At 53.1% G+C, this 21,463-nt stretch carries 20 protein-coding genes and 6 pseudogenes; 18 read left to right on the forward strand and 8 right to left on the reverse strand.

Annotation, left to right across the window (positions count from 1 at the left end):
• Nucleotides 1-25: 25 nt before the first annotated feature.
• Nucleotides 26-508 carry a transcription elongation factor GreB gene (gene greB / locus JZM30_RS19730; protein ID WP_252320816.1) on the reverse strand — a complete coding sequence of 161 codons (483 nt, stop codon included), beginning with the start codon at nucleotides 506-508 and terminating at the stop codon, nucleotides 26-28.
• A gap of 240 nt (nucleotides 509-748) precedes the next feature.
• Between greB and ompR the strand changes: the two genes are divergently transcribed.
• Together ompR and envZ are read left to right on the forward strand one after the other, a co-directional pair.
• A complete protein-coding gene (gene ompR, locus JZM30_RS19735; protein ID WP_252320818.1) occupies nucleotides 749-1,468 on the forward strand; it encodes an osmolarity response regulator transcription factor OmpR in 720 nt (239 codons plus the stop codon).
• Complete coding sequence (envZ, locus tag JZM30_RS19740) at nucleotides 1,465-2,805, forward strand: two-component system sensor histidine kinase EnvZ (RefSeq protein ID WP_252320820.1); 1,341 nt, start codon at nucleotides 1,465-1,467, stop codon at nucleotides 2,803-2,805. Before ompR ends, envZ begins: the two co-directional genes overlap by 4 nt.
• 85 nt (nucleotides 2,806-2,890) lie before the next feature.
• Here envZ and pckA read toward each other — a convergent pair.
• The 6 genes and pseudogenes from pckA to JZM30_RS19770 form a co-directional block, all read right to left on the reverse strand.
• Nucleotides 2,891-4,498: pseudogene (pckA, locus tag JZM30_RS19745) on the reverse strand (phosphoenolpyruvate carboxykinase (ATP)).
• 215 nt (nucleotides 4,499-4,713) lie between these two features.
• A pseudogene (gene hslO / locus JZM30_RS19750) lies at nucleotides 4,714-5,585 on the reverse strand (Hsp33 family molecular chaperone HslO).
• A 24-nt stretch (nucleotides 5,586-5,609) separates the two neighbouring features.
• Nucleotides 5,610-5,987, reverse strand: a complete 378-nt coding sequence (hslR, locus tag JZM30_RS19755; protein WP_252320935.1) for a ribosome-associated heat shock protein Hsp15 — start codon at nucleotides 5,985-5,987, stop codon at nucleotides 5,610-5,612.
• A 70-nt stretch (nucleotides 5,988-6,057) separates the two neighbouring features.
• Nucleotides 6,058-6,747 carry a GMP/IMP nucleotidase gene (gene yrfG / locus JZM30_RS19760; protein ID WP_252320937.1) on the reverse strand — a complete coding sequence of 230 codons (690 nt, stop codon included), beginning with the start codon at nucleotides 6,745-6,747 and terminating at the stop codon, nucleotides 6,058-6,060.
• Nucleotides 6,748-6,856: 109 nt separating this feature from the next.
• Entirely contained in the window at nucleotides 6,857-7,165 is a 309-nt protein-coding gene (locus JZM30_RS19765) for an IgaA/UmoB family intracellular growth attenuator (protein ID WP_252320939.1), read from the reverse strand.
• A 3-nt stretch (nucleotides 7,166-7,168) separates the two neighbouring features.
• Nucleotides 7,169-7,834: pseudogene (locus JZM30_RS19770) on the reverse strand (IgaA/UmoB family intracellular growth attenuator); the annotation flags it as partial.
• Between the two features lie 469 nt (nucleotides 7,835-8,303).
• Between JZM30_RS19770 and nudE the strand changes: the two are divergent.
• On the forward strand, nucleotides 8,304-8,876 hold the full coding sequence (gene nudE / locus JZM30_RS19775; RefSeq protein WP_252320822.1) for an ADP compounds hydrolase NudE: 573 nt from the start codon (nucleotides 8,304-8,306) through the stop codon (nucleotides 8,874-8,876).
• 93 nt (nucleotides 8,877-8,969) lie between these two features.
• Here the strand turns inward: nudE and JZM30_RS19780 are convergent.
• Nucleotides 8,970-11,125 (reverse strand): annotated as a pseudogene (locus JZM30_RS19780) (transglycosylase domain-containing protein).
• Between the two features lie 153 nt (nucleotides 11,126-11,278).
• Here JZM30_RS19780 and pilM point away from each other — a divergent pair.
• From pilM to trpS, 15 genes and pseudogenes are all read left to right on the forward strand, one after another.
• Nucleotides 11,279-12,130 carry a type IV pilus biogenesis protein PilM gene (pilM, locus tag JZM30_RS19785; RefSeq protein WP_252320824.1) on the forward strand — a complete coding sequence of 284 codons (852 nt, stop codon included), beginning with the start codon at nucleotides 11,279-11,281 and terminating at the stop codon, nucleotides 12,128-12,130.
• Nucleotides 12,131-12,173: 43 nt separating this feature from the next.
• Nucleotides 12,174-12,386, forward strand: a complete 213-nt coding sequence (locus JZM30_RS19790) for a hypothetical protein (protein ID WP_252320826.1) — start codon at nucleotides 12,174-12,176, stop codon at nucleotides 12,384-12,386.
• A gap of 105 nt (nucleotides 12,387-12,491) precedes the next feature.
• Nucleotides 12,492-12,722, forward strand: coding sequence for a hypothetical protein (locus tag JZM30_RS19795; protein ID WP_252320828.1), 231 nt, complete (start codon nucleotides 12,492-12,494; stop codon nucleotides 12,720-12,722).
• Nucleotides 12,712-12,855 carry a hypothetical protein gene (locus JZM30_RS19800; RefSeq protein WP_252320830.1) on the forward strand — a complete coding sequence of 48 codons (144 nt, stop codon included), beginning with the start codon at nucleotides 12,712-12,714 and terminating at the stop codon, nucleotides 12,853-12,855. Before JZM30_RS19795 ends, JZM30_RS19800 begins: the two co-directional genes overlap by 11 nt.
• Before the next feature lie 48 nt (nucleotides 12,856-12,903).
• A complete protein-coding gene (locus JZM30_RS19805; RefSeq protein WP_252320832.1) occupies nucleotides 12,904-13,257 on the forward strand; it encodes a hypothetical protein in 354 nt (117 codons plus the stop codon).
• Nucleotides 13,254-13,469 carry a hypothetical protein gene (locus tag JZM30_RS19810; RefSeq protein ID WP_252320834.1) on the forward strand — a complete coding sequence of 72 codons (216 nt, stop codon included), beginning with the start codon at nucleotides 13,254-13,256 and terminating at the stop codon, nucleotides 13,467-13,469. Before JZM30_RS19805 ends, JZM30_RS19810 begins: the two co-directional genes overlap by 4 nt.
• A complete protein-coding gene (locus JZM30_RS19815) occupies nucleotides 13,463-13,630 on the forward strand; it encodes a hypothetical protein (protein ID WP_252320836.1) in 168 nt (55 codons plus the stop codon). The genes JZM30_RS19810 and JZM30_RS19815 overlap by 7 nt, the downstream gene beginning before the upstream one ends.
• A gap of 116 nt (nucleotides 13,631-13,746) precedes the next feature.
• Nucleotides 13,747-14,871, forward strand: a pseudogene (pilQ, locus tag JZM30_RS19820) (type IV pilus secretin PilQ).
• A gap of 336 nt (nucleotides 14,872-15,207) precedes the next feature.
• On the forward strand, nucleotides 15,208-15,729 hold the full coding sequence (gene aroK / locus JZM30_RS19825; RefSeq protein WP_252320838.1) for a shikimate kinase AroK: 522 nt from the start codon (nucleotides 15,208-15,210) through the stop codon (nucleotides 15,727-15,729).
• 48 nt (nucleotides 15,730-15,777) lie between these two features.
• Nucleotides 15,778-16,863, forward strand: coding sequence for a 3-dehydroquinate synthase (gene aroB / locus JZM30_RS19830; protein WP_252320840.1), 1,086 nt, complete (start codon nucleotides 15,778-15,780; stop codon nucleotides 16,861-16,863).
• Between the two features lie 131 nt (nucleotides 16,864-16,994).
• The gene (locus JZM30_RS19835; protein WP_252320842.1) at nucleotides 16,995-17,996 is read left to right on the forward strand and encodes an SPOR domain-containing protein; all 1,002 of its coding nucleotides are present in this window, start codon (nucleotides 16,995-16,997) and stop codon (nucleotides 17,994-17,996) included.
• A gap of 80 nt (nucleotides 17,997-18,076) precedes the next feature.
• Nucleotides 18,077-18,907 (forward strand): adenine-specific DNA-methyltransferase, encoded by an 831-nt coding sequence (gene dam, locus JZM30_RS19840; protein ID WP_252320844.1) that lies wholly within the window; start codon nucleotides 18,077-18,079, stop codon nucleotides 18,905-18,907.
• Between the two features lie 54 nt (nucleotides 18,908-18,961).
• Nucleotides 18,962-19,639 (forward strand): ribulose-phosphate 3-epimerase, encoded by a 678-nt coding sequence (gene rpe, locus JZM30_RS19845; protein WP_252320846.1) that lies wholly within the window; start codon nucleotides 18,962-18,964, stop codon nucleotides 19,637-19,639.
• Nucleotides 19,632-20,224: pseudogene (locus JZM30_RS19850) on the forward strand (HAD family hydrolase). The gene rpe and the pseudogene JZM30_RS19850 overlap by 8 nt, the downstream one beginning before the upstream one ends.
• Nucleotides 20,221-21,225 carry a tryptophan--tRNA ligase gene (gene trpS / locus JZM30_RS19855; RefSeq protein ID WP_252320848.1) on the forward strand — a complete coding sequence of 335 codons (1,005 nt, stop codon included), beginning with the start codon at nucleotides 20,221-20,223 and terminating at the stop codon, nucleotides 21,223-21,225. Before JZM30_RS19850 ends, trpS begins: the two are co-directional and overlap by 4 nt.
• Nucleotides 21,226-21,463: the final 238 nt, after the last annotated feature.

The raw sequence follows: 21,463 nt of genomic DNA on the forward strand, positions 1-21,463 counted from the left end.
AGTGGGTAAATACGCGGCTGGGCCATCACTCGGCTGGAGCATTATAGGTTATCTGGTTTACGTACCACGTTTTTTCGCCCGAAGGTGTTTTTACTTTCACCTCTTCGTCGCGTTCTTTCTTCAGCAACGCTCGCGCCATGGGGGCGTCGATTGAAATATATTCTTTACGCCCATAGATCTCGTCAGGGCCAACGATGCGAAAGCGCATCTGGTCGCCTTGCTCGTTTTCTACTTCAACCCAGGCACCGAAGAACACTTTGCCTTCTTGCTGAGGGGAGTAATCGACAACACGAACGATTTCCAGACGTTTGCGCAAGTAGCGCACCCGTCGGTCTATTTCGCGCAACAGTCGCTTGTTATATTGGTAGTCGGCATTTTCACTGCGATCGCCTAAACTTGCCGCCCAAGCCACTTTTTCTGTAATTTCTGGGCGACGTTCTTTCCAAAGATAGTTAAGCTCTTTGTAGAGCATGTCGTAACCTTCACGGGTGATAAGATCGGTTTTCATCGTTTGCTTTCATCATCGGTTATTACGAGTACGCATAGCGCGGCATTGATACACTGTGAGCAGTATAGGCGTTGCTACATCCTAAGGCGATTGCGCCTGTGAAATGAAGGAAATGATTGATTAATCCCTATTTTATTATGCTTTGTAACAATTTTGCCTGCAATATATACCAGAAACGACTGTCAGTAATTCATAGGTTTTTGAACAATACGGCATCGATTACGCTTTTGGAGAATGAAAATGCAAGAGAACTATAAAATTCTGGTAGTAGATGATGATATGCGCCTGCGCGCACTGCTGGAGCGTTACCTGACGGAGCAAGGTTTTCAAGTACGTAGCGTAGCCAATGCTGAACAGATGGATCGTTTACTGACGCGTGAGCCTTTTCACCTGATGGTGCTGGACCTGATGTTACCGGGCGAAGATGGGCTCTCTATTTGCCGCCGCCTGCACAGTCAAAGCAATCCGATGCCCATCATTATGGTGACGGCGAAAGGGGAAGAGGTTGACCGTATCGTTGGCCTGGAAATTGGCGCTGATGACTATATTCCTAAACCGTTTAACCCGCGCGAGCTGTTGGCGCGTATCCGTGCCGTGTTGCGCCGTCAGGCGAACGAGCTGCCGGGGGCGCCGTCACAGGAAGAGGCGGTGATCGCCTTTGGCAAGTTCAAGCTTAACCTTGGCACGCGCGAAATGTTTCGCGATGATGAGCCGATGCCGTTGACCAGTGGCGAATTTGCGGTGTTGAAAGCGTTGGTCAGCCACCCGCGTGAGCCGTTATCTCGCGATAAACTGATGAACCTGGCGCGTGGTCGTGAATACAGCGCCATGGAGCGCTCCATCGACGTGCAGATCTCGCGGTTGCGCCGTATGGTGGAGGAAGATCCGGCGCATCCGCGCTATATCCAAACCGTCTGGGGCCTGGGATACGTCTTTGTGCCGGACGGCAGTAAAGCATGAGACGATGGCGCTTTTCTCCGCGCAGTTCGTTTGCCCGGACGCTGTTGCTGATTGTTACTCTGTTGTTTGTCAGCCTGGTCACCACCTATCTGGTGGTGCTCAATTTTGCCATTTTGCCAAGTTTGCAGCAATTCAACAAAGTTTTGGCTTACGAAGTGCGCATGCTGATGACCGACAGGCTGCAACTGGAGGATGGCTCTTCGCTGGAAGTGCCACCAGCGTTCCGGCGTGAAATCTATCGCGAGCTGGGGATTTCCCTGTATACCAACGCCGCGGCGGAGGAGAGCGGCCTACGTTGGGCACAGCACTACAAGTTTTTTAGCCAGCAAATGGCCCAGCAGCTTGGCGTCCCGACGGATGTACGCGTTGAAGTCAGCAAGAACACCCCCGTGGTGTGGTTGAAAACCTGGCTTTCACCCGATATCTGGGTGAGGGTGCCCCTGACGGAAATCCATCAAGGCGACTTTTCTCCGCTATTCCGATACACGCTGGCGATTATGCTACTGGTCATCGGCGGGGCGTGGCTGTTTATTCGTTTGCAGAACCGGCCGCTGGTGGAGCTGGAGTATGCGGCGCTGCAAGTGGGGAAAGGCATTATTCCGCCCGCTTTGCGTGAGTATGGTGCCTCCGAGGTTCGTTCGGTAACGCGCGCTTTCAACCAGATGGCGTCAGGGGTCAAACTGCTGGCCGACGATCGCACGCTCTTGATGGCGGGCGTCAGCCACGATTTACGCACGCCGTTAACACGTATCCGGTTGGTAACCGAAATGATGAGCAAGGATGATGACTATCTGGCTGAGTCCATCAACAAGGATATTGAAGAGTGTAATGCCATTATCGAACAGTTTATCGACTATCTGCGTACGGGCCAGGAGATGCAGATGGAAGCGGCGGATCTGAACAGTATTCTGGGCGAGGTCGTGGCGGCTGAGAGCGGCTACGAGCGCCAGATTGACAGCGATTTCTCCGACGGTGAACTGATGGTGCGTATCAGTCCGCTCTCCATCAAACGTGCGGCGCTGAATCTGGTAGTCAATGCGACGCGCTATGGTAACGGCTGGATCAAGGTCAGCAGCGGACGAGAACTGCAACGCGTCTGGTTCCAGGTGGAGGAGGATGGTCCGGGTATCGATCCTGCGCAACTGGCACATCTGTTCCAACCGTTTGTGCGCGGCGACAGCGCGCGTACTACCAGCGGTACGGGATTAGGGCTGGCAATCGTGCAGCGTATCATTGATGCGCATGACGGCGCGCTAGACGTGGGTACCAGCGAACGCGGTGGGCTGTGCGTGCGTGCTTATCTGCCCTTACCCTATGATCGGACCAAAGAAGGGTGAAACACGGCGGTTTACGCAGAAGAAAAAAGCGCAGGCAAGCCAGCGCTTTTGCATTTTATGGTGTGATTTCCGCCCCAATTTCGGGTCAGGCGCTTACCAGCGCCTGACCCGCAGGGGTGTCGGTATACTTGTCGAAGTTGGTGCAAAAACGCTGTGCCAAATCTTCGGCTTTCTCTTGCCACTTCTCCCGACTGGCATAGGTGTTGCGCGGATCCAAAATCTGAACATCGACGCCGGGCAGTGAGCTCGGAATAGCCAGATTGAAGATTGGCAACGTATGCATTTCAGCATCATCAATGCTGCCATTGAGAATGGCATCAATGATGGCGCGGGTATCTTTAATCGAGATGCGTTTCCCTGAACCGTTCCAGCCGGTGTTCACCAGATAGGCTTATGCCCCTGCGGCTTTCATGCGTTTGACCAGAACTTCTGCATAACGAGTGGGATGGAGCGACAGGAACGTCGCACCAAAACAGGCGGAAAACGTCGGCGTAGGCTCGGTGATCCCGCGCTCTGTGCCAGCCAGTTTGGCGGTGAAGCCGGACAGGAAATGGTACTGCGTCTGGTCGGGCGTCAGGCGCGATACCGGTGGCAGAACGCCGAAAGCATCGGCCGTGAGGAAAATCACCTTACGAGCGTGTCCCGTTTTGGAAACCGGTTTGACGATGTTGTGAATATGGTAAATGGGATAGGCGACGCGGGTGTTCTCCGTTTTGCTGCCATCGTTAAAATCCACGCTGCCATCTTCCCGTACCGTGACATTCTCCAGCAGCGCATCGCGTTTGATGGCACCGTAAATATCCGGTTCTGCTTCTTTCTACAGTTTGATGGTTTTGGCGTAGCAGCCGCCTTCAAAGTTAAACACGCCGTCATCATCCCAGCCGTGTTCGTCGTCGCTAATCAACTGGCGCTTCGGATCGGTGGACAGCGTGGTTTTTCCGGTGCCGGGCAGACCTAAGAAAATGGCCACATACCCTTTTTCTCCGACGTTGGCTGAACAGTGCATGGAAGCGATGCCCTTGAGCGGCAGCAGATAGTTCATGATCGAGAACATCCCTTTCTTCATTTCGCCGCCGTACCAGGTGCCGCCGATCAGTTGGATCCGCTCCGTCAGGTTGAGGACGACAAAATTCTCTGAGTTCAGCCCCTGCTCCTGCCATTGTGGATTGGTACATTTCGCCCCGTTCATCACGATGAAATCGGGCTCAAACTGCGTGAGCTCATCCTCTTGCGGGCGAATAAACATGTTTTTGACGAAGTGGGCCTGCCAGGCAACCTCGGTGATAAAACGCACTTTCAGACGGGTATCGTTGTTGGCTCCGCAGAAGGCATCGATGACAAACAGACGTTTGCCGGACAGTTGCTCGGTCACCAGTTGTTTCAGGTGGCTCCAGACTTCTTGTGTCATGGGGTGTTTATCGTTCTTGCCTTTGCCTTGATCCGACCACCACACGTGTTCACGCGAGGTGTCATCACGAACGATATATTTATCTTTGGGCGAACGACCGGTAAAAACCCCGGTGTCGACGGCGATAGCGCCCAGCTTGGTTTCTATGCCGCGTTCATATCCCTCCAGGTCGGGAACGACCTCTTCCTGGAAAAGTACTTCATAACTCGGATTGTAGACAATCTCGCTGACATCGCGGATTCCATAAGCGGAGAGGGCTTGTGGTGCAATACCTTTGATCTGCATATCGCTACTCCTCAATAGTTATAGTCATACTGATAATCATTGTACGAAGTAAGCCTATTTTAGCTGGGATAACAATCATAAAATTAAATAACTTAAGACATAGTTTTGTTTAATTTTCGTTAAGTGAAACGATTCTCCTCCTGTGGAGGCGAAAAATGAAAACGGGCACCGAAGTGCCCGCTTAGTCAGTAGCTTGGTATTAATGATCTCTACGATTAATGCCTTGTGGCGTCTGCGCTGGCGTGACGAATGTCACTGAACTCGCTGGCGCTGAACAAGTAGTGAGTACCATAGTAATCGCAATGCGTATCGATTTCTTGTTCTTGCTCCAACATCTCATGCAGATAGGTATCCGACAGCGTCATTAATGCATCTGCGCAACGTTCACGCGAACAATGACAGTGAAACGATACGGTCTGCGGCTCGTAAAGCGTCACCGATTCCTGATGGTAAAGGCGATACAACACCTCGTTCGCAGGCAGGGTAAACAGCTCTTCGTTTTTGATGGTTGTTGTCAATTGCACCAGATGATCAAAATCGTCGTGGCCGACGTGCTGGGCGGGCAGCACTTGCAGCAGCATGCCTGCGGCAACCGGGCGGCCTTCATGCTCCCCGCTGCGAATAAACAACCGGGTAGGCAACTGTTCGGATTGCAGGAAATAGTTTTCCAGACAGCTGGCAACCGAATCGCCCTCCAGCCCCACCACTCCTTGATAGCGCTCACCTTCCTCGGGCGTAATGGTGATCACCAGATAGCCATTACCTACCATGTCACGCAGCGTAGCGTTAGGCGCAATCTCGCCTTGCAAGCGGGCAACGCCGCGCATTTGCTGCTGATTATTGCCGTTGATGACGGCGAGTTTCAGCGGGCCGTCGCCTTGAAGCTGTACGGTGATATCGCCATTGAACTTCAACGTCGCCGTCAACAGGCTGGTGGTGGCAAGCATATCACCCAGAATCAGGCGCACCGGGGCCGGGTAGTCGTGGTTTTCCAGAATCTGTTGTAGGTATTACTGATCGTCACCAACTCGCCGAGAATGGCATGATTTTCAAACAGATAACGGTGTAGTTGGTCATGGTTGGACATGGTTTCTCTCTTAATGGTCAGGAACTACTCTGAATCACTTTGTTTAAATTTTATCAGATCGCGCCGTTCTTTTTTATCGGGACGACGATCCGGGTGCGGCATCGTCAGGGCTTTCATCTTGCGAGCCAAGGCGACCTTTTCGCATTTTTCGACGCTTTGCTCGGTCTCTCGATACAGCAATTGCGCTTCAGGTGCCGAGCGACGTTGTGAACTGAGGGCTGAGACCAGTACAGCGCGTTCGTCGTTGCCCTGGCGCAGTTTGATTTCAGCATCCAGTTCTACCAGCTTGCTGGGCTTGGTGCGCTGCCCATTGTAATGCACCTTGCCGCCGTCGATGGCTTCGCGCGCGACAGCCCGGGTTTTGTAAAATCGAGCAGCCCAGAGCCATTTGTCCAGGCGAATACTGTCATCTGACTCGGTATTCTATTTCATATCAACCTCTTGCTCATATACGTCTGGAGCATAAAATGCATTATCCGGACGCGCGTTGCGCCATGCGTAAAGCGGGCAGGAACGCCAGATAATCATTCATAGCTGGATGGCGAGCAAAGGATTTCTCCTGCTGGCCTGAGTCAGGATTGGTGACTCCCAGGCAGTAGCGCAGGCCAAACGCTTTGGCAGCATCCAGAATCGGTTCGCTGTCATCGATAAACAGCGTGCGTTCAGGATCAAATCCTACCTGCGCGTGCGCCTGTTGCCACAGTTGCTGATGCTCCTTCGGATACCCATACGTATGGGTGGAAAGTAATAAATCAAGGTGTCTGTCGAGCCCGGTATGCGCCATTTTGACCGCCAGACCGTGTGGATGAGCGTTGGTAAGCAATACGCGCTGTTTACCACTAGCGGCCAATGCGGCGAGAAACGGCTCGGTATCGGCGCGCAAACAGGCGCGTGCGCCTATTTCACTGGTCATCTGATAGATATCAAGACCGAGGCGTTCGCTCCAGTAATCAAAGCAGTACCAGTTCAATGTGTTTTGGACGGCGTGATACTCCCGTTCAATCACCGCTTTGGCATCCCTCAGGGAGATATCCCTTTCCACGCTCAATCGCTGCGGCACCAGTTGCAGCCAGAAGTAGCTGTCAAAGGCCAGGTCCAGCAGGGTGCCATCCATGTCCAGGATAACGGTATCGATATCATTCCAATTGAGATCTTGCTGCATCTCTACTCCGGTAGCGGCGGTGGGGGCATCGTGCAGAAAAGCACCGCGTCGCACGGCGTCGGTAGCATGCTCTCTGAGGTCGTCAGCAACGGGTCGTGTTTAGACGCGCCTAATCATTCATCCGGTAGGCGCGGCCTTCCATCAAGATAGGTGTGGCGAGTCGGGTTGAAAAGCACGCATCGTAGTACTGTTTGATATCGCGTTCGCGCTGCTGACTTTTGCGCATTTTTACCAGCATCAGCGCCAGATTGGCAACCAGTACTACCGAGAGCACCAGCATCAATAACCCAGTGCCGAAATAGCGCCACAGCGTGATGGCGTCAGGATCGCTGCGTAAATTGATGTGCTGCGTTCCGTTGGCATCGGTGGAGAGTTGTGTGATAACCCCTTTGGCGCTAAAGGGCGTGTGCAGCAGCATGGCGGCAGCGGCAAGCCAGGGTATCACCGCCAACGGCGTCATCAGGCTGATAAACAACAGCAGAAAAGCCAATGAAATCAAAATCGATTCCCGAATGCTCGAGGCGTGATGCACTGCGTATTCTTCTCGTGTTTCCTTGCGAACGGCAACCAGCTCGGCGCGTTCATTCCCCTCTTCTCGAATCGAGGCATTACGTTCAGGTATTACCGGCGGCGGTAAAATGCTCTGATCGCTGTGCTCAACGCATTCACTCAAGGAATGTCCGTTGAGCGCAACGACCAGCGGAATTGAGCGGGTGTTAATCAGCTCAATATGGTTGTTCTCGGTGATGTACTGTTCCCAGTCAGCAGGCAGGTGTATCTATTGCGTATCAATAAAATAACGCCATTTGTTCGCCGTGTTGGTAGTGAGGCCATAACGCGTAATGCTGTGAGTGAGCACATAGACGCGCGGATCTTGGCGAGTACGCTGTAACACAGGCAACGTGCTGGGTGCTGACAGTTGCAGATTGGCGAGTGTCAAATAGCGCTCGATGGCGGCACGCTCATCGTGCGTTAATGTGCGTTCTCGCGCGTGCATGACGGCGAAGGACGGTTTTGTAAAGGGTAAATGGCGACGCATACGGTATCCAGTGTAACTTCCGATGACGATAAGACAGGCAAACAATAGGGATAAAAAGAATAACTATTGTGCTCATGCCATCCTCATTCCAACGCTGATAATTCGGATACTAGCAAACTTATCCCGAGAGTGATAATCCGTATGTCATTGTTAATCAGCTTGAATAACTAATTAACGCAATAAATTTTTCCTATATTTCTTCAATCTTACCAAGAGAAAATCAGAAGAAAACATGGGGAAAATCTGAATTTATTGCGATGTGTTGACTTTTATTTTTTTCGGGGAAAAGCCGTAATGTTTGTTATTTGTTGCAATTGCGTAAATTGAGTATTTTCAGAGTTGCGGTAAAATAATCTGTTAACGCACAATGTGAGCAGTATCAAAAAAGAAAATTAACGTTTTTTTTGCATTCTGCGGCGTTCCCGTTACGGAAAAAGAGGTGCCGGTTCCTCACCTTTTTTTGACGGACATCAGTTTTTTTGTTGTCGCAGGAATGCCTCGTAGGGCGAATATATTTATGGATAACAATCTGAAAAAACCGAAAATTCTGAACGTGGAGACGGTGGCTCGCTCGCGCCTGTTTAACGTGGAATCGGTTTATCTTGAGTTCAGCAACGGCGTGCGCCGCGTGTATGAACGGATGCACCCTTCGGGGCGAGAAGCGGTGATGATTGTGCCGATTATCGACAATCAACTGGTGCTGGTGCGCGAATACGCCGTTGGTATCGAACAGTATGAATTGGGGTTCCCCAAAGGGCTCATCGATCCTGGGGAAACCGTTTTTGAAGCGGCGAATCGTGAATTGATGGAAGAAGCGGGATTCGGCGCACACCAGATGTCGCTGTTGGCGACGCTGACGTTGGCGCCTTCCTATTTCTCCAGCCGCATGAATATCGTGGTTGCGCGTGACCTTTATCCGCAGACGCGAGAAGGGGATGAGCCTGAGCCGCTGATTCCAGTGCGCTGGCCGTTGGATAATCTGTTGAGCCTGTTGCAGGAACCGGATTTTCGCGAAGCGCGTAACGTCAGTGCGCTGTTTTTAACGCGCGAGTGGTTGGCAGGACAGACACTTTCATCGTCCCCGGCCTAGGCCGGGGAACGCTTGCAGAAATAATCCGTTTGGTTTGTAAGCGATTCCCGCCTGCGCGGGAATGACGGGAAGGTGCTCGTCCGTGGCGAAGCGTTAAAACAGCTCTTCGCTCTGACCGTTTTCCATCAAGGTGGTGCCTGCCTCGTGGACTTCAAACTCCGTAGGCTGCGTGCCATCGATAAAATATTCCGCACGGCTGTTGCTACCGTCGCTGGAGAGTTTACCAGTGTAGCGATCGATGGTGACGGTAACGACGCCCGGCGGCGGCGTCAGCGCCTGCTCTGCCACTTGCAAGGCGACTTTCATATAGTCATCCAGTCATCCCAAGCGGGTTGGGCGCTCTTTGCGCCGCCCTCATAACCCGATATCTGATCTTTAATTGCACCAGAAACCGTGCTGCGGCCCAGATTGCGGCGATGGTCATCAAAGCCAATCCACACCGAGGTGACAAGGTTGGGCCCGTAGCCGGAGAACCAGGCATCTTTGGAACTGTTGGTGGTGCCAGTTTTGCCGCCGATGTCATGGCGCTGCAAATCTTTACCAGCACGCCAGCCTGTTCCCATCCAGCCGGGTTCGCCAAAGACGTTACTGTTGAGCGCACTCTTCATCAGAAACGACAACGGCGTACTGATGACATGTGGTGCATACGGCAACGTACTTACCTGCGCTTCGGTTGGCGTGACGGCATCAATCTGTGGTTGAGGCACAGTGCCCTGCTGCTCTTGCGAAGTGGCGACGTTTTCCATGCTGTCCGTTGAGAGTACGGCTGAGAGCGGTGTTTCACCATAAACCAGCGGCAGATTGCAGGTGTCGCACACGGTTTTCGGCGTTGCGTTGAAAAGCGTGTTACCAGCGTTATTCTCGATACGGGAAATGAAGTAAGAGTCAACCAGGTAACCCCCCGTTAGCCATCACGGCATAGCCTCTGACTACCTGGAGCGGCGTGAAGGAGGCAGCACCCAGCGCCAGCGATTCGGTACGCACAATGTTTTGCTGCGGGAAACCGAAACGCTGTAGGTAATCAGCCGCATAATCAACGCCCATGGCGCGCATCGCGCGCACCATCACCACGTTTTTATACTGACCAAGCCCTTGACATAAGCGAATCGGACCGTCGTAGATTGCCGGAGAGTTCTTCGGACTCCAGTCTGAGCCAGCGTCAGCCCCTTATCCATGGCGGCGGTGTAGAAGAACGGTTTGATATTGGAACCAATCTGACGCAGCGCCTGCGTGACGCGGTTGAACTTGCTCTGATTGAAATCAAAGCCGCCGACCAGCGCTTCAATGGCACCGTTGGTCTGGTTCATGGACACCAGCGCGGAGTTGACGTCCGGCGCTTGTCCCAGCAACCAGTCGTTGCCCACTTTACGCACCCACACCTGCTGGCCAGTTTGCACCACATCGGTGACGCGGCGCGGCATCGCCCCTTGCAGTACGTCGGATTTAAACGGACGCGCCCATTTCATACCGGCCAGTGGCAGCACAACGCTGCTGCCATCGGCCACCAGCTTCTCATTACGCGCCTGATCGTACTGGGCCTGCGTGATGTAATTTTCATCGCGCATACGGGCCAGCACCACATTGCGGCGCGCCACGGCGCGATCGTAGGAGTAGAGCGGGTTAAAGGTGGATGGTGCTTTAGGTAAACCGGCGATGGTGGCCATTTGGCTCAGCGTCAGTTGGTCAACTGAGCGGCCAAAGTAGACGTGCGCAGCAGCACCCACCCCGTAGGCGCGATATCCGAGATAAATCTTGTTGAGATAAAGCTCCAGGATCTCGTCTTTGGTCAGCAACTGTTCAATGCGGATCGCCGGAAACACTTCTTTGATCTTACGGATCAGCGTGCGTTTAGGGCTCAAAAAGAAGTTGCGTGCCAACTACTGCGTGATGGTACTCGCCCCTTGCGATGCGTGCCCGGAGGTCAACGCAATAGTGGCGGCGCGCACAATCCCTACCGGATCGACACCGTGATGCTCGTAGAAGTGGCTGTCTTCGGTAGCGATAAACGCGTGGACCATTTCAGGCGGAATCTGACCCAACTTCAGCGGAATGCGGCGCTTATCACCGAACTGGGAAATCAGCTCACCGTCGGAGCTGAACACCTGCATTGGCGTTTGTAACCGGACATCTTTCAACGTTGCTACATCGGGCAACTGAGGCTCGATATAACGATATAGCCCATATATCGACGCGGCTCCAAGCAGAATGCAAGTCACTGCAAGGATGAATAAATACTTTACGAACTTCACCGGGAATTTTCCATTCAGTAGCGTGCGGACAGTTTCTAAACAATTGCCCGCTAGTATAAAGGTAAGCCTGCACTGTGGATACGTTCTTTTATTCAGCACACGTTTTCAGCAACGCGTGCCCTTCTCAACGACGAGGGAGAGGTCGCATTGAACATGGCTTATCACCATTGGCAGGTCGGATTAGATATACAAAACGGATGTCTGCGTGCCCTGGCCGTACAGCGCCGCCGCCATGGCTGGCAACTGCGTCAGTGGTGGCAAATCCCACTGCCTGCGGACACATTAAGGGAGGGGAGTTTACAGCATTCCGACGCGTTGTGCGATGTCCTGGCGCAATTGCGGCGGGTGCTACCGCGCCGAATATCGTTGCGCGTTGGCTTTCCGGCCCAGCGTGTGTTGCAGCAGCTTATGGCGGCCCCTGACAGCCGTCTGCGGGAGCCAGAGCGTGGCTGGTATATTGACCATCAGGCGGCGCGTCAGTTTCCCATTGGTCGAGAATCGTTGGTGCTCGACTATCGCAGTGAGCCCCAGTCACCGGGGGCGTTAATGATTACCGCGGCCAAACGTGAAGAGGTGGCGCAGTGGCAAGATTGCCTGCATCGTGCCGGGCTAACGCCGGATGTGTTGGATATTGTGCCCTGCGCGTTGTGCACCATGGCCCAATTGGCGGGGGTGGCTTCTGATTCCCTGCTGTTGCACCGCCTTGATACCGATCACTGGCTGTGGGTTTCGCCGTTATCTCAGCCGCTGTCGTTTGGTGTTATCTCGCAAGACGTGGTGACACAGTGTGGCGACATCGTCACCTGTGTGAGCAATCACTACCCTGGAAAGCGCGGTGAAATCACGTATTACAGTGGTGAATGCGGCGAGGACATTTCGTTCTCTGTGCACCAGCTGGCATCGTGGTCGCCGTTTGACATTTTGCATCAAGCCTATCCGCCGCTGCCGCTTAACCCGTCCCAGTTTGTGGTGGCGGGTGGTTTGGCCCTGCGGGCGGACGATTAATGCACACCTTTCGCGTCAATCTGTTGCCATGGCGTCAACGCCGATGGGTACGAGATACTCGCCGTTGGTGGCTGTGGCTGCTGTTTTTCCTGGGGAGCTTGTTGATCGCGCTGGCGGTGTGCCGTGGGGGGTTGACCAACAACGTGGCGCGATGGAGGAAACGCTGCGCACGTTGCAACAAAAGCACCTCGCCGACAGCGCACAACTGCGTGAGGTAGGACGGTTGATGGTCGCCCTGCAACAGTGGCACGCGTAGCAGCAAGCAGAAAACAACACCCGAGTGCTTAACCGGGGTTATGAACAGCTGTTAACGCAACTGGCGCAGTGGGTGCCTGATGGGCTGTGACTTACCGCCATCACCGTGCAGGATGGCAAGGTCTATCTGACGGGCAGAAGCCATGAGTATGCCGATATCGTGCACTTCAGCTCCCGACTCGCAACCGAAACAGCGCTGACGTCAGCACGTCTGATGCAAACATGGCAGGAAATAATGGCGTCACCCAAGGGTGACGTGCCGGGATTGACGTTTCACCTTCAGGTGGATTGGCGCGTTGAGCGCCTTTCTTTGCAGGACGAGCCCCATGATGAGTAGTGTGCGCTCTCTGTGGCTGAGGTTTATGGCAACCTCACAATGGACGCAGTGGTTGGTGCAAGGTCTGGTGATGGGAATGCTAGCTGCGTTGGGATATTACACGGTGCTGCAACCGGAACGTGCTGTCGTGTAGCGCTTGCGACAACATCTTGCGCACTCGAGTGAGGCGAACGCTGCGCTGGTGCTGCGTTTGGATGATTTCCCTGCATTGGCGACGTTGCAACAACAGTGGGATACCTTGCCGGATAAACCAGTTCATCACGCGACGGTGGCGCTGACAGAGCGCCTGCTGCTGCCGCTCTCTGCATCGAATGCAGCATTAATAACATTACAACCTCCGAATACCCCACATCTACAGCCGTGGAAAATGATAGTAAGTACTGACTTTTTTGGTGCGTTGATGCTTATTCAGCACATCACCGCATCTACGCAACCGCTGCATATACACTCGCTCTCCATTGATGTGCAACACGACGTGTTGCATCTGGAAATGCAGATTGCTGTTCCTGGCTCTGGTGAGGAGGCGCAACGGTGAAAGTGACTTATGGCTGGATACTGGTGCTGGCGCTGTACTCACCGGTAGCACTCAGCGATCTTGCACGCACAGGGCGTGATCCCTTTCAGCCAGTCGCTAGGCACACAGTCGATGGGGATGAAATTGTGCGATGGCGGCTGGAAGGTGTGATTGGGGATAGCGCAGGGTGGTCTGGCTGGCTTTCTACGCCAGGGAGCCTTGGCTCATGGTGAACGTGGGCGATGCGCTGGCATCAACGGGGTGGACCATTAGCGCCATCGACGAGCACGGTGTTCAGGTGGAAAAGTCGGTGGTGGATGTAACCGGACAAGCACGCCATTGGGTGCGAACGCTGCCTGTTGCACGGTCATCGCGCCATGGCGAGATACGCTGAGTTTTGCAGCGCTGCACACGGAGGGAAACAAGATGAAAAGGCCAGGGAAGCTGAGTGCTTTGGGGGTGTTACTGTGTACCTTGCTGGGATGGCATGCTGTATTTGCCAAGGCGCTGATGCCAACCATTTCATTAGCGTTTGACGATGCGCCTGTGCAGAAAATCGTGCAGGCGCTCGCTGAACACCAGCGGTTGAATGTGGTGGTTGCGCCTGAGGTTAACGGCGTGATGAGCCTGCGTTTAAACCACGTTCCCTGGCAGCAGGCGTTAGACATTGTTGCGCTTCAGGGCGCGCTGTCAATTGAGCGCAGGGGTAATGTGTTGCTGGTGTCTTCACTTGCGACAGAAACTCGTCAGACAGTGTTGGAAAATCGCCTTTTCACCCTGCAATACGCCGATGCGCAAGAGGTTGCCAACAGCGTGCTGGCACAGCGCAGTACGCTGTTATCGGAACAGGGTAGCGTGAGTGCTGATACGCGCACCAATACCCTCTTGGTGCGCGATGTTCAGGCGATAGTGCAGTCGTTACAGGCGTGGATTGACACGCTGGATAGGCCTGTTGCTCAAGTACAATTAGCCGCACACATTGTCACCATCAGCAGCGACAGTTTACGGGAATTAGGGGCTAGTTGGGGCATGGGCGAGCTGACGCAAGCGAGCCGAACGCTGCGCTTGAATGACTTTAACGTTAACCTGCCGGTGGAATCGCCCGCGGGTAGCGTTGGATTCAATCTGGCACGCTTGAGTGGCAGATTGCTCGATTTAGAATTGTCAGCGCTTGAGCATGAGAACCAGGTTGAAATCATCGCCAGCCCGCGTCTTTTTACTGCGCATAAGCAGATGGCCAGTATCAAGCAGGGTACGGAAATTCCCCAGCGGCACCAGCGGTGCGACCGCCATCCAGTTTAAAGAAGCGGTATTGGGTATGGAAGTAACGCCTACGGTGCTGCGTGAGGGCAAAATTATCCTTAACCTGAAAATCAGCCAAAACATGCCAGGGTTGGTGATTAAACAGAGCGACAATGTTGAAACACTCGCGATCGATAAACAAGAAATTCAAACCCAGGTTACGGTGTCTGATGGTGAGACGATTGTGTTGGGTGGGATTTTTCAACAACAAAAAATCGAGGGGAACGAAAAGTACCGCTGCTGGGTTCACTGTTTCAATATCAAAGAACTGAGCGTAGGCGACGTGAACTGGTAATTTTTATCACTCCGACATTGGTCGCCGCTTCGTCGTGATAGGTGTATAACGGTGTGCTCGGCGATCCACGTTTTACCCGTTCCCGCTTTCTCAGTTTGACGCTGCGCTGGATTTAGCATACAAGGTTAGCCCATTGAGCGCTGCGGTCTGTCGAAGCGGAATTATCTTACCGAAAGATGCCTAATTAATACGCTTTTTGCTGTTTGGCGCGGGGCGAGACATTTTATTCGGTTGCCAAATGCCCCTGAGTATTGAGATAATTTTCTGTCTGATTCTCGAACTATCGCTCATGAGGTTTCAGTTTAGGTCCCGCCGCTGGGTTGATTGGCGGGGCGGGTTATCATTAACGAATAGTCTTAGTAACACCAAAAAACATGGCAGAGAAACGCAATATCTTTCTGGTTGGGCCTATGGGTGCCGGCAAAAGCACTATTGGCCGTCAGTTGGCTCAGCAACTCAATATGGAGTTTTTCGACTCCGATCAAGAAATTGAGCGACGCACCGGGGCTGATGTGGGCTGGGTTTTTGATCTCGAAGGCGAAGAAGGTTTTCGCGAACGCGAAGAAAAAGTCATCAACGAATTGACCGGAAAACAGGGTATCGTACTGGCTACCGGAGGTGGCTCAGTAAAATCACGCGAGACGCGCAATCGCCTGTCTGCGCGCGGCGTTGTGGTCTATTTGGAAACCACCATTGAAAAACAGTCGGCGCGCACGCAGCGTGACAAAAAGCGTCCTTTGCTTCAGGTAGAGGATCCGCCGCGCGAAGTATTGGGGGCGTTAGCAAGAGAGCGTAACCCGCTGTATGAAGAAATTGCTGATGTCACCATTCGCACGGATGAGCAGAGCGCCAAGGTGGTTGCCAACCAGATTATCAGTATGTTGGATGGCAACTGAGTAACAACATCGCCCTGAGCTCCGGGGCCAAGCGGGTGAACCACGCGCATGGAAAGAATTACCGTAACATTAGGGGAACGCAGCTATCCCATTACGATAGCCGCTGGGTTGTTTGCTGACCCAGTTTCTTTTATGCCGCTGACCGCGGGCGAACAGGTGATGTTGGTGACCAACCAGACGCTGGCTCCGCTCTATCTTGAGGCAGTGAGCCGTGTGCTGGAACAGGCTGGTGTGAAAGTCGACCACGTCATATTGCCAGACGGCGAGCAGTATAAATCGCTAACGGTATTGAACGACGTCTTTACCGCATTGCTGCAAAAACCCCATGGTCGGGACACAACGATCGTTGCTCTGGGTGGTGGTGTGATTGGCGATCTGGCGGGCTTTGCTGCCGCCAGCTATCAACGTGGCGTGCGCTTTATTCAGGTACCTACAACGCTGCTATCACAGGTTGACTCCTCTGTCGGCGGGAAGACGGCGGTCAATCATCCGCTCGGTAAAAACATGATTGGCGCGTTCTATCAGCCCGCTTCTGTGGTTATCGATTTGGATTGTCTTCGCACCTTACCGGCCCGGGAGTTTTCCTCCGGCCTGGCCGAGGTGATCAAATACGGGATTATTCTTGATGGCGAGTTCTTCGTTTGGTTGGAGAATAATCTTGACGCTGTCCGTGCGCTGGAGCCTGCGGCGCTCTCTTACTGCATCCGCCGTTGCTGTGAACTGAAAGCCGAGGTGGTGGCTGCTGATGAACGCGAAAGCGGGGTGCGTGTGCTGCTTAACCTGGGTCATACTTATGGTCATGCAATCGAAGCTGAAATGGGGTATGGCAACTGGTTACACGGTGAAGCGGTGGCGGTGGGCATGATGATGGCCGCGCACTCGGCGAGAAGGCTAGGCCAGTTCAGCGTGTCGGACATCGATCGTATTCGCGCATTGCTCGAGCGTGCAGGATTGCCGATTCAGGGCCCGGATGCGATGTCGCCAGAATCTTATCTTCCCCATATGATGCGTGATAAAAAGGTACAGGCGGGCGAGCTGCGCCTGGTTTTACCTACCGCAATTGGACGCTCGGAAGTGCGTGGCGGCGTATCACACTATATTGTGTTGACGTCTATCGCTGATTGCCGGGCGTGAATGCGGTTTTTCGGGTATTTGCGGACATATTCACGCTGATGGTTTATGGTTAATAGAAGATAATGTCTTATAATTCAACAATTCGCTTACCGCGCAGCGAGTATATGTTTTTTATAGTTGGAGGGGTTTAAATGGACGAATTTAAACCAGAAAATGCGTTAAAACCGGATACCAGCGATCGGCGGCCACAACGTCAGCAACGCAGCCCCCGTCTTTCTGCGCCGCAGTTAGCGCTCTCTCGTCAACATTTGATGATTGGTATCGGGATCGTGGTGCTGGTGTTGTTGATCATCGGCGTAGACTCAGCCTTGCAATCGCCGTCTAAACCGGCGGAAGGCGCGCCAACGGCAGCGTCGGGTAACGGTGAGAAGAGTATCGATTTATCCTCTTCTTCTTCGATGGCGCAGGTAACGCCCGCCCAAGGGGACGCCGCATCAGGAAACGCTACCGCGCCGGGTCAGCCGCAAACCTTGAATGCGCCGCCGGTCGCAAGTTCACCGACACAAGCACAAGTCACGCCCCCGCCTGTCGGGCAGCAGCGTGTTGAGTTGCCGGGCAACATGACGGATGCGCTTTCGACGCAGCAAGAGAAGGTTAACGCCTTCTCGCAAGGAGCGACCTCGGGCTCCTCGCCGGTAACTACTCTGCCGATTGCGCCTGCTACTGTGGTTCCTTCAGCGAAAAACCCGCCGCACGTCTCAGAGAAGACGGCGCAGGAGAAGGCTGCACATGCTAAAAACGTTCAGGATAAGGCCGCACAGAGCAAATCAGTCCTAACGCCAGCGCAAAAAGTGCCGATGACATCAGGCAAGCCGACATCCTCTGGGAACAAGGCGACGGTTTCAGGACAGGGAGGATCGATTCAGAATGCGCCCGTCAGCCATTTCACACTGCAATTGAGCAGTGCATCACGTTCAGATACACTGAAAGCTTACGCCACACAGCACAACCTACCCAACGCCTGGGTTTATGAAACCAAGCGGGACGGTAAGCCCTGGTATGTATTGGTGAACGGTGTTTACGCTTCTTCTGCGGAAGCGAAACAGGCGGCGGCATCGCTTCCTGCGGCCGTGCAGGCACAAAAACCATGGGTTAAGCCGATCCGTCAGGTGAAGCAGGACTTGAATAAGTAACACCAATTTTAGCCATGATGTGCTGTCTGACACAGAGTACAATCCGCGGCTCTGAAATGTAATGATTAACTAACGACGGCATGAAGAAGAACCGCGCTTTTTTAAAATGGGCTGGTGGGAAGTATCCGCTGGTAGAAGAGATTCGCCGCTATCTACCTGAAGGAGACTGTTTAATTGAGCCGTTTGTCGGGGCCGGTTCGGTGTTTTTGAATACGGAATACGACCGTTACATCCTGGCGGACATTAACAGTGACCTCATCAATCTCTACGATATCGTTAAGACGCAAACCGACGATTTCATTCGTGACGCGCGCGAACTGTTCACCGATGAGTACAACGTGGCGGAAATATTTTATCTGTTGCGTGATGAGTTCAATCTTTGTACGGTGCCTTATCGTCATCGTCGTGCGGTACTGTTTTTGTATCTGAATCGCCACTGTTATAACGGATTGTGCCGCTATAACATGCGGGGCGAATTCAACGTGCCCTTTGGCCGTTACAAAAAACCGTATTTTCCCGAAGAGGAGTTACGCTGGTTCGCCCTCAAAGCGCGCAATGCCACTTTTGTTTGTGAGCATTATCAGCAGACTTTGCTCAAAGCAACGCAAGGTGCGGTGGTCTATTGCGATCCTCCTTATGCTCCGCTTTCCGCAACGGCGAATTTTACGGCGTATCACACGAATAATTTCAACAACATCGATCAACAGAGCCTGGCGACGCTGGCGTATCGGTTGTCGGTGGAGAGTGCCATTCCCGTACTGATATCCAACCATGATACTGAGCTGACTCGAGCGTGGTATCAGGAGGCGGCGCTGTATGTGGTAAGGGCGAGACGCACCATCAGTCGCAATATCATGGGGCGGAGCAAGGTTAATGAGCTGTTGGCGCTCTATGGTGCGCCACTGCGTTAATACCCGATGCGCGCGCATAGCGCTGGTTATCCTACAAACTGTTTGGAGATACGAATGAAGCCTTTCTTGATCGCTCCGTCCATCTTATCGGCCTACTTTGCCCGGTTAGGGGAAGACACCGCCAGTGTGCTGGCTGCTGGAGCCGATGTGGTTCACTTCGATGTCATGGATAACCACTATGTTCCCAACCTGACTATCGGGCCGCTGGTGCTTAAAGCATTGCGCAACTATGGCATTAACGCCCCTATCGATGTTCATCTGATGGTGAAACCGGTAGACCGTATTATTCCCGATTTTGCCGAAGCCGGTGCCAGCTTTATCACCTTCCATCCGGAAGCCTCCGAGCATGTCGATCGCTCGCTGCAACTGATCAAGGATCACAGCTGCAAAGCCGGGCTGGTGCTGAATCCGGCGACGCCGCTCAGTTGCCTTGATTATGTAATGGACAAGCTGGATATCATTCTGTTGATGTCGGTCAACCCTGGCTTTGGCGGGCAATCTTTTATTCCCGGCACGTTAGATAAGCTGCGTCAGGTACGCCAACGCATCGATGAGAGCGGCTATGACATTCGACTGGAAGTGGATGGCGGTGTAAAAGTCGATAACATTGCCCAGATTGCGCAAGCCGGTGCGGATATGTTCGTGGCAGGCTCTGCTATTTTCGGTCACCCCGATTATCGCGCTGTCATTGATAACATGCGCAGTGAATTGAGTAAGGTATCTCATGGCTGACATCAGTATGGTTCGCGGGTTGGCTTTCGATCTGGATGGCACGCTGGTCGACAGCGCGCCGGGTTTGGCGGATGCCGTTGATATGGCGCTGCAAGCGCTGAATCTGCCTGCGGCGGGTAAAGCGCTGGTTGCTACCTGGATCGGCAACGGTGCTGATGTGCTGGTGGAGCGGGCGTTGTGCTGGGCGGGAATGACGCCTACGGCGCAAGATACCAGCTGGCGTTAGTCACCAATAAGCCGACGCCTTTTGTCGCGCCGCTGCTGGAGACGCTGGGTATTGCCGGGTTGTTTAGCCAGATTGTCGGCGGTGATGATGTCAAAATTAAAAAGCCGCATCCTGCGCCGCTCTATCTGGTATTGGCACAGAAGGGGTTACTGGCATCCGAATTGTTGTTTGTCGGCGATTCGCGCAACGATATTCAAGCGGCACAGGCCGCAGGTTGCCCGAACGTGGGCATGACTTATGGCTATAACTACGGAGAAGCCATTGCGCTGAGTCAACCTGACGTGGTGCTTGAGCGCTCCTCACAACTTTTGCCCCTGGTGGGGCCACTTACGTCAAAAAATCAGGAAGCGTCAACATGAATAAGCCCATAGTTTTTAGCGGCACACAGCCGTCCGGTGAACTTACCATTGGTAACTACATGGGTGCATTACGTCAGTGGGTGAACATGCAGGATGATTACGATTGCATATACTGCATCGTTGATCTGCATGCCATCACCGTGCGTCAGGACCCCCAGCAGTTGCGCAAAGCAACGTTGGATACGCTGGCGCTCTATCTGGCCTGTGGTATTGATCCGCAGAAAAGCACCATCTTCGTTCAGTCTCATGTGCCAGAGCACACGCAACTGAGCTGGGTGCTAAATTGCTATTCCTACTTTGGTGAACTGAGCCGCATGACGCAGTTCAAAGACAAATCAGCGCGCTATTCCGACAATATCACTGCCGGTTTGTTTGACTATCCGGTGCTGATGGCGGCCGATATTCTGCTGTATCAAACCCATCAAGTGCCGATGGGTGAAGATCAGAAACAGCATCTGGAATTGAGCCGCGATATTGCTCAGCGCTTCAATGCGCTCTACGGTGACGTTTTCAAAGTGCCAGAGCCGTTTATTCCCAAATCTGGCGCGCGTGTGATGTCGCTGCTGGACCCCACCAAAAAAATGTCCAAGTCGGATGACAACCGCAATAACGTGATTGGACTGCTGGAAGATCCGAAAGCCGTAGTGAAAAAAATCAAACGTGCTGTGACGGATTCCGATGAACCGCCAGTAGTGCGTTATGACATTGTCAACAAGGCGGGGGTATCCAACCTGCTGGATATTCTGTCCGGAGTTACGAGAAAACCGATTCCTGAACTGGAAAAAGCCTTTGAAGGCCAGATGTATGGCCACCTGAAGGGCGAGGTCGCACAAGCCGTTTCCGATATGCTGACCGAGTTGCAGGCGCGCTATCATCATTTCCGCAACGATGAAGCTTTCTTGCAACAGGTGATGCGTGACGGTGCTGAAAAAGCGCGTCTCAAAGCCACTGCGACGCTGAAAAAAGTGTACGACGCGGTAGGTTTCGTCGCTCATCCGTAATCTGTGGGGCGGGCTGATTTATCGGCTCGGCCGCATTATATCTCTCTTTCTTCCGTCATTTCTGCGCGTGCAAAACTTCCTCTTTTGCACCTTTATTTCGTGTGGCATTATTTAACGTATCCATATCGAGTGGTTTCTGTTATTTATAAACAAAGATATAAAGTAATGTTTGTTCGTATACTCATGCGTTGAATCACAGGGTTATACGGTTAAAACTCAGTATTTTATTATTAAAACG

It is taken from the genome of Candidatus Symbiopectobacterium endolongispinus, assembly GCF_018777385.1.
Taxonomy (GTDB): Bacteria; Pseudomonadota; Gammaproteobacteria; order Enterobacterales; family Enterobacteriaceae; genus Symbiopectobacterium; species Symbiopectobacterium endolongispinus.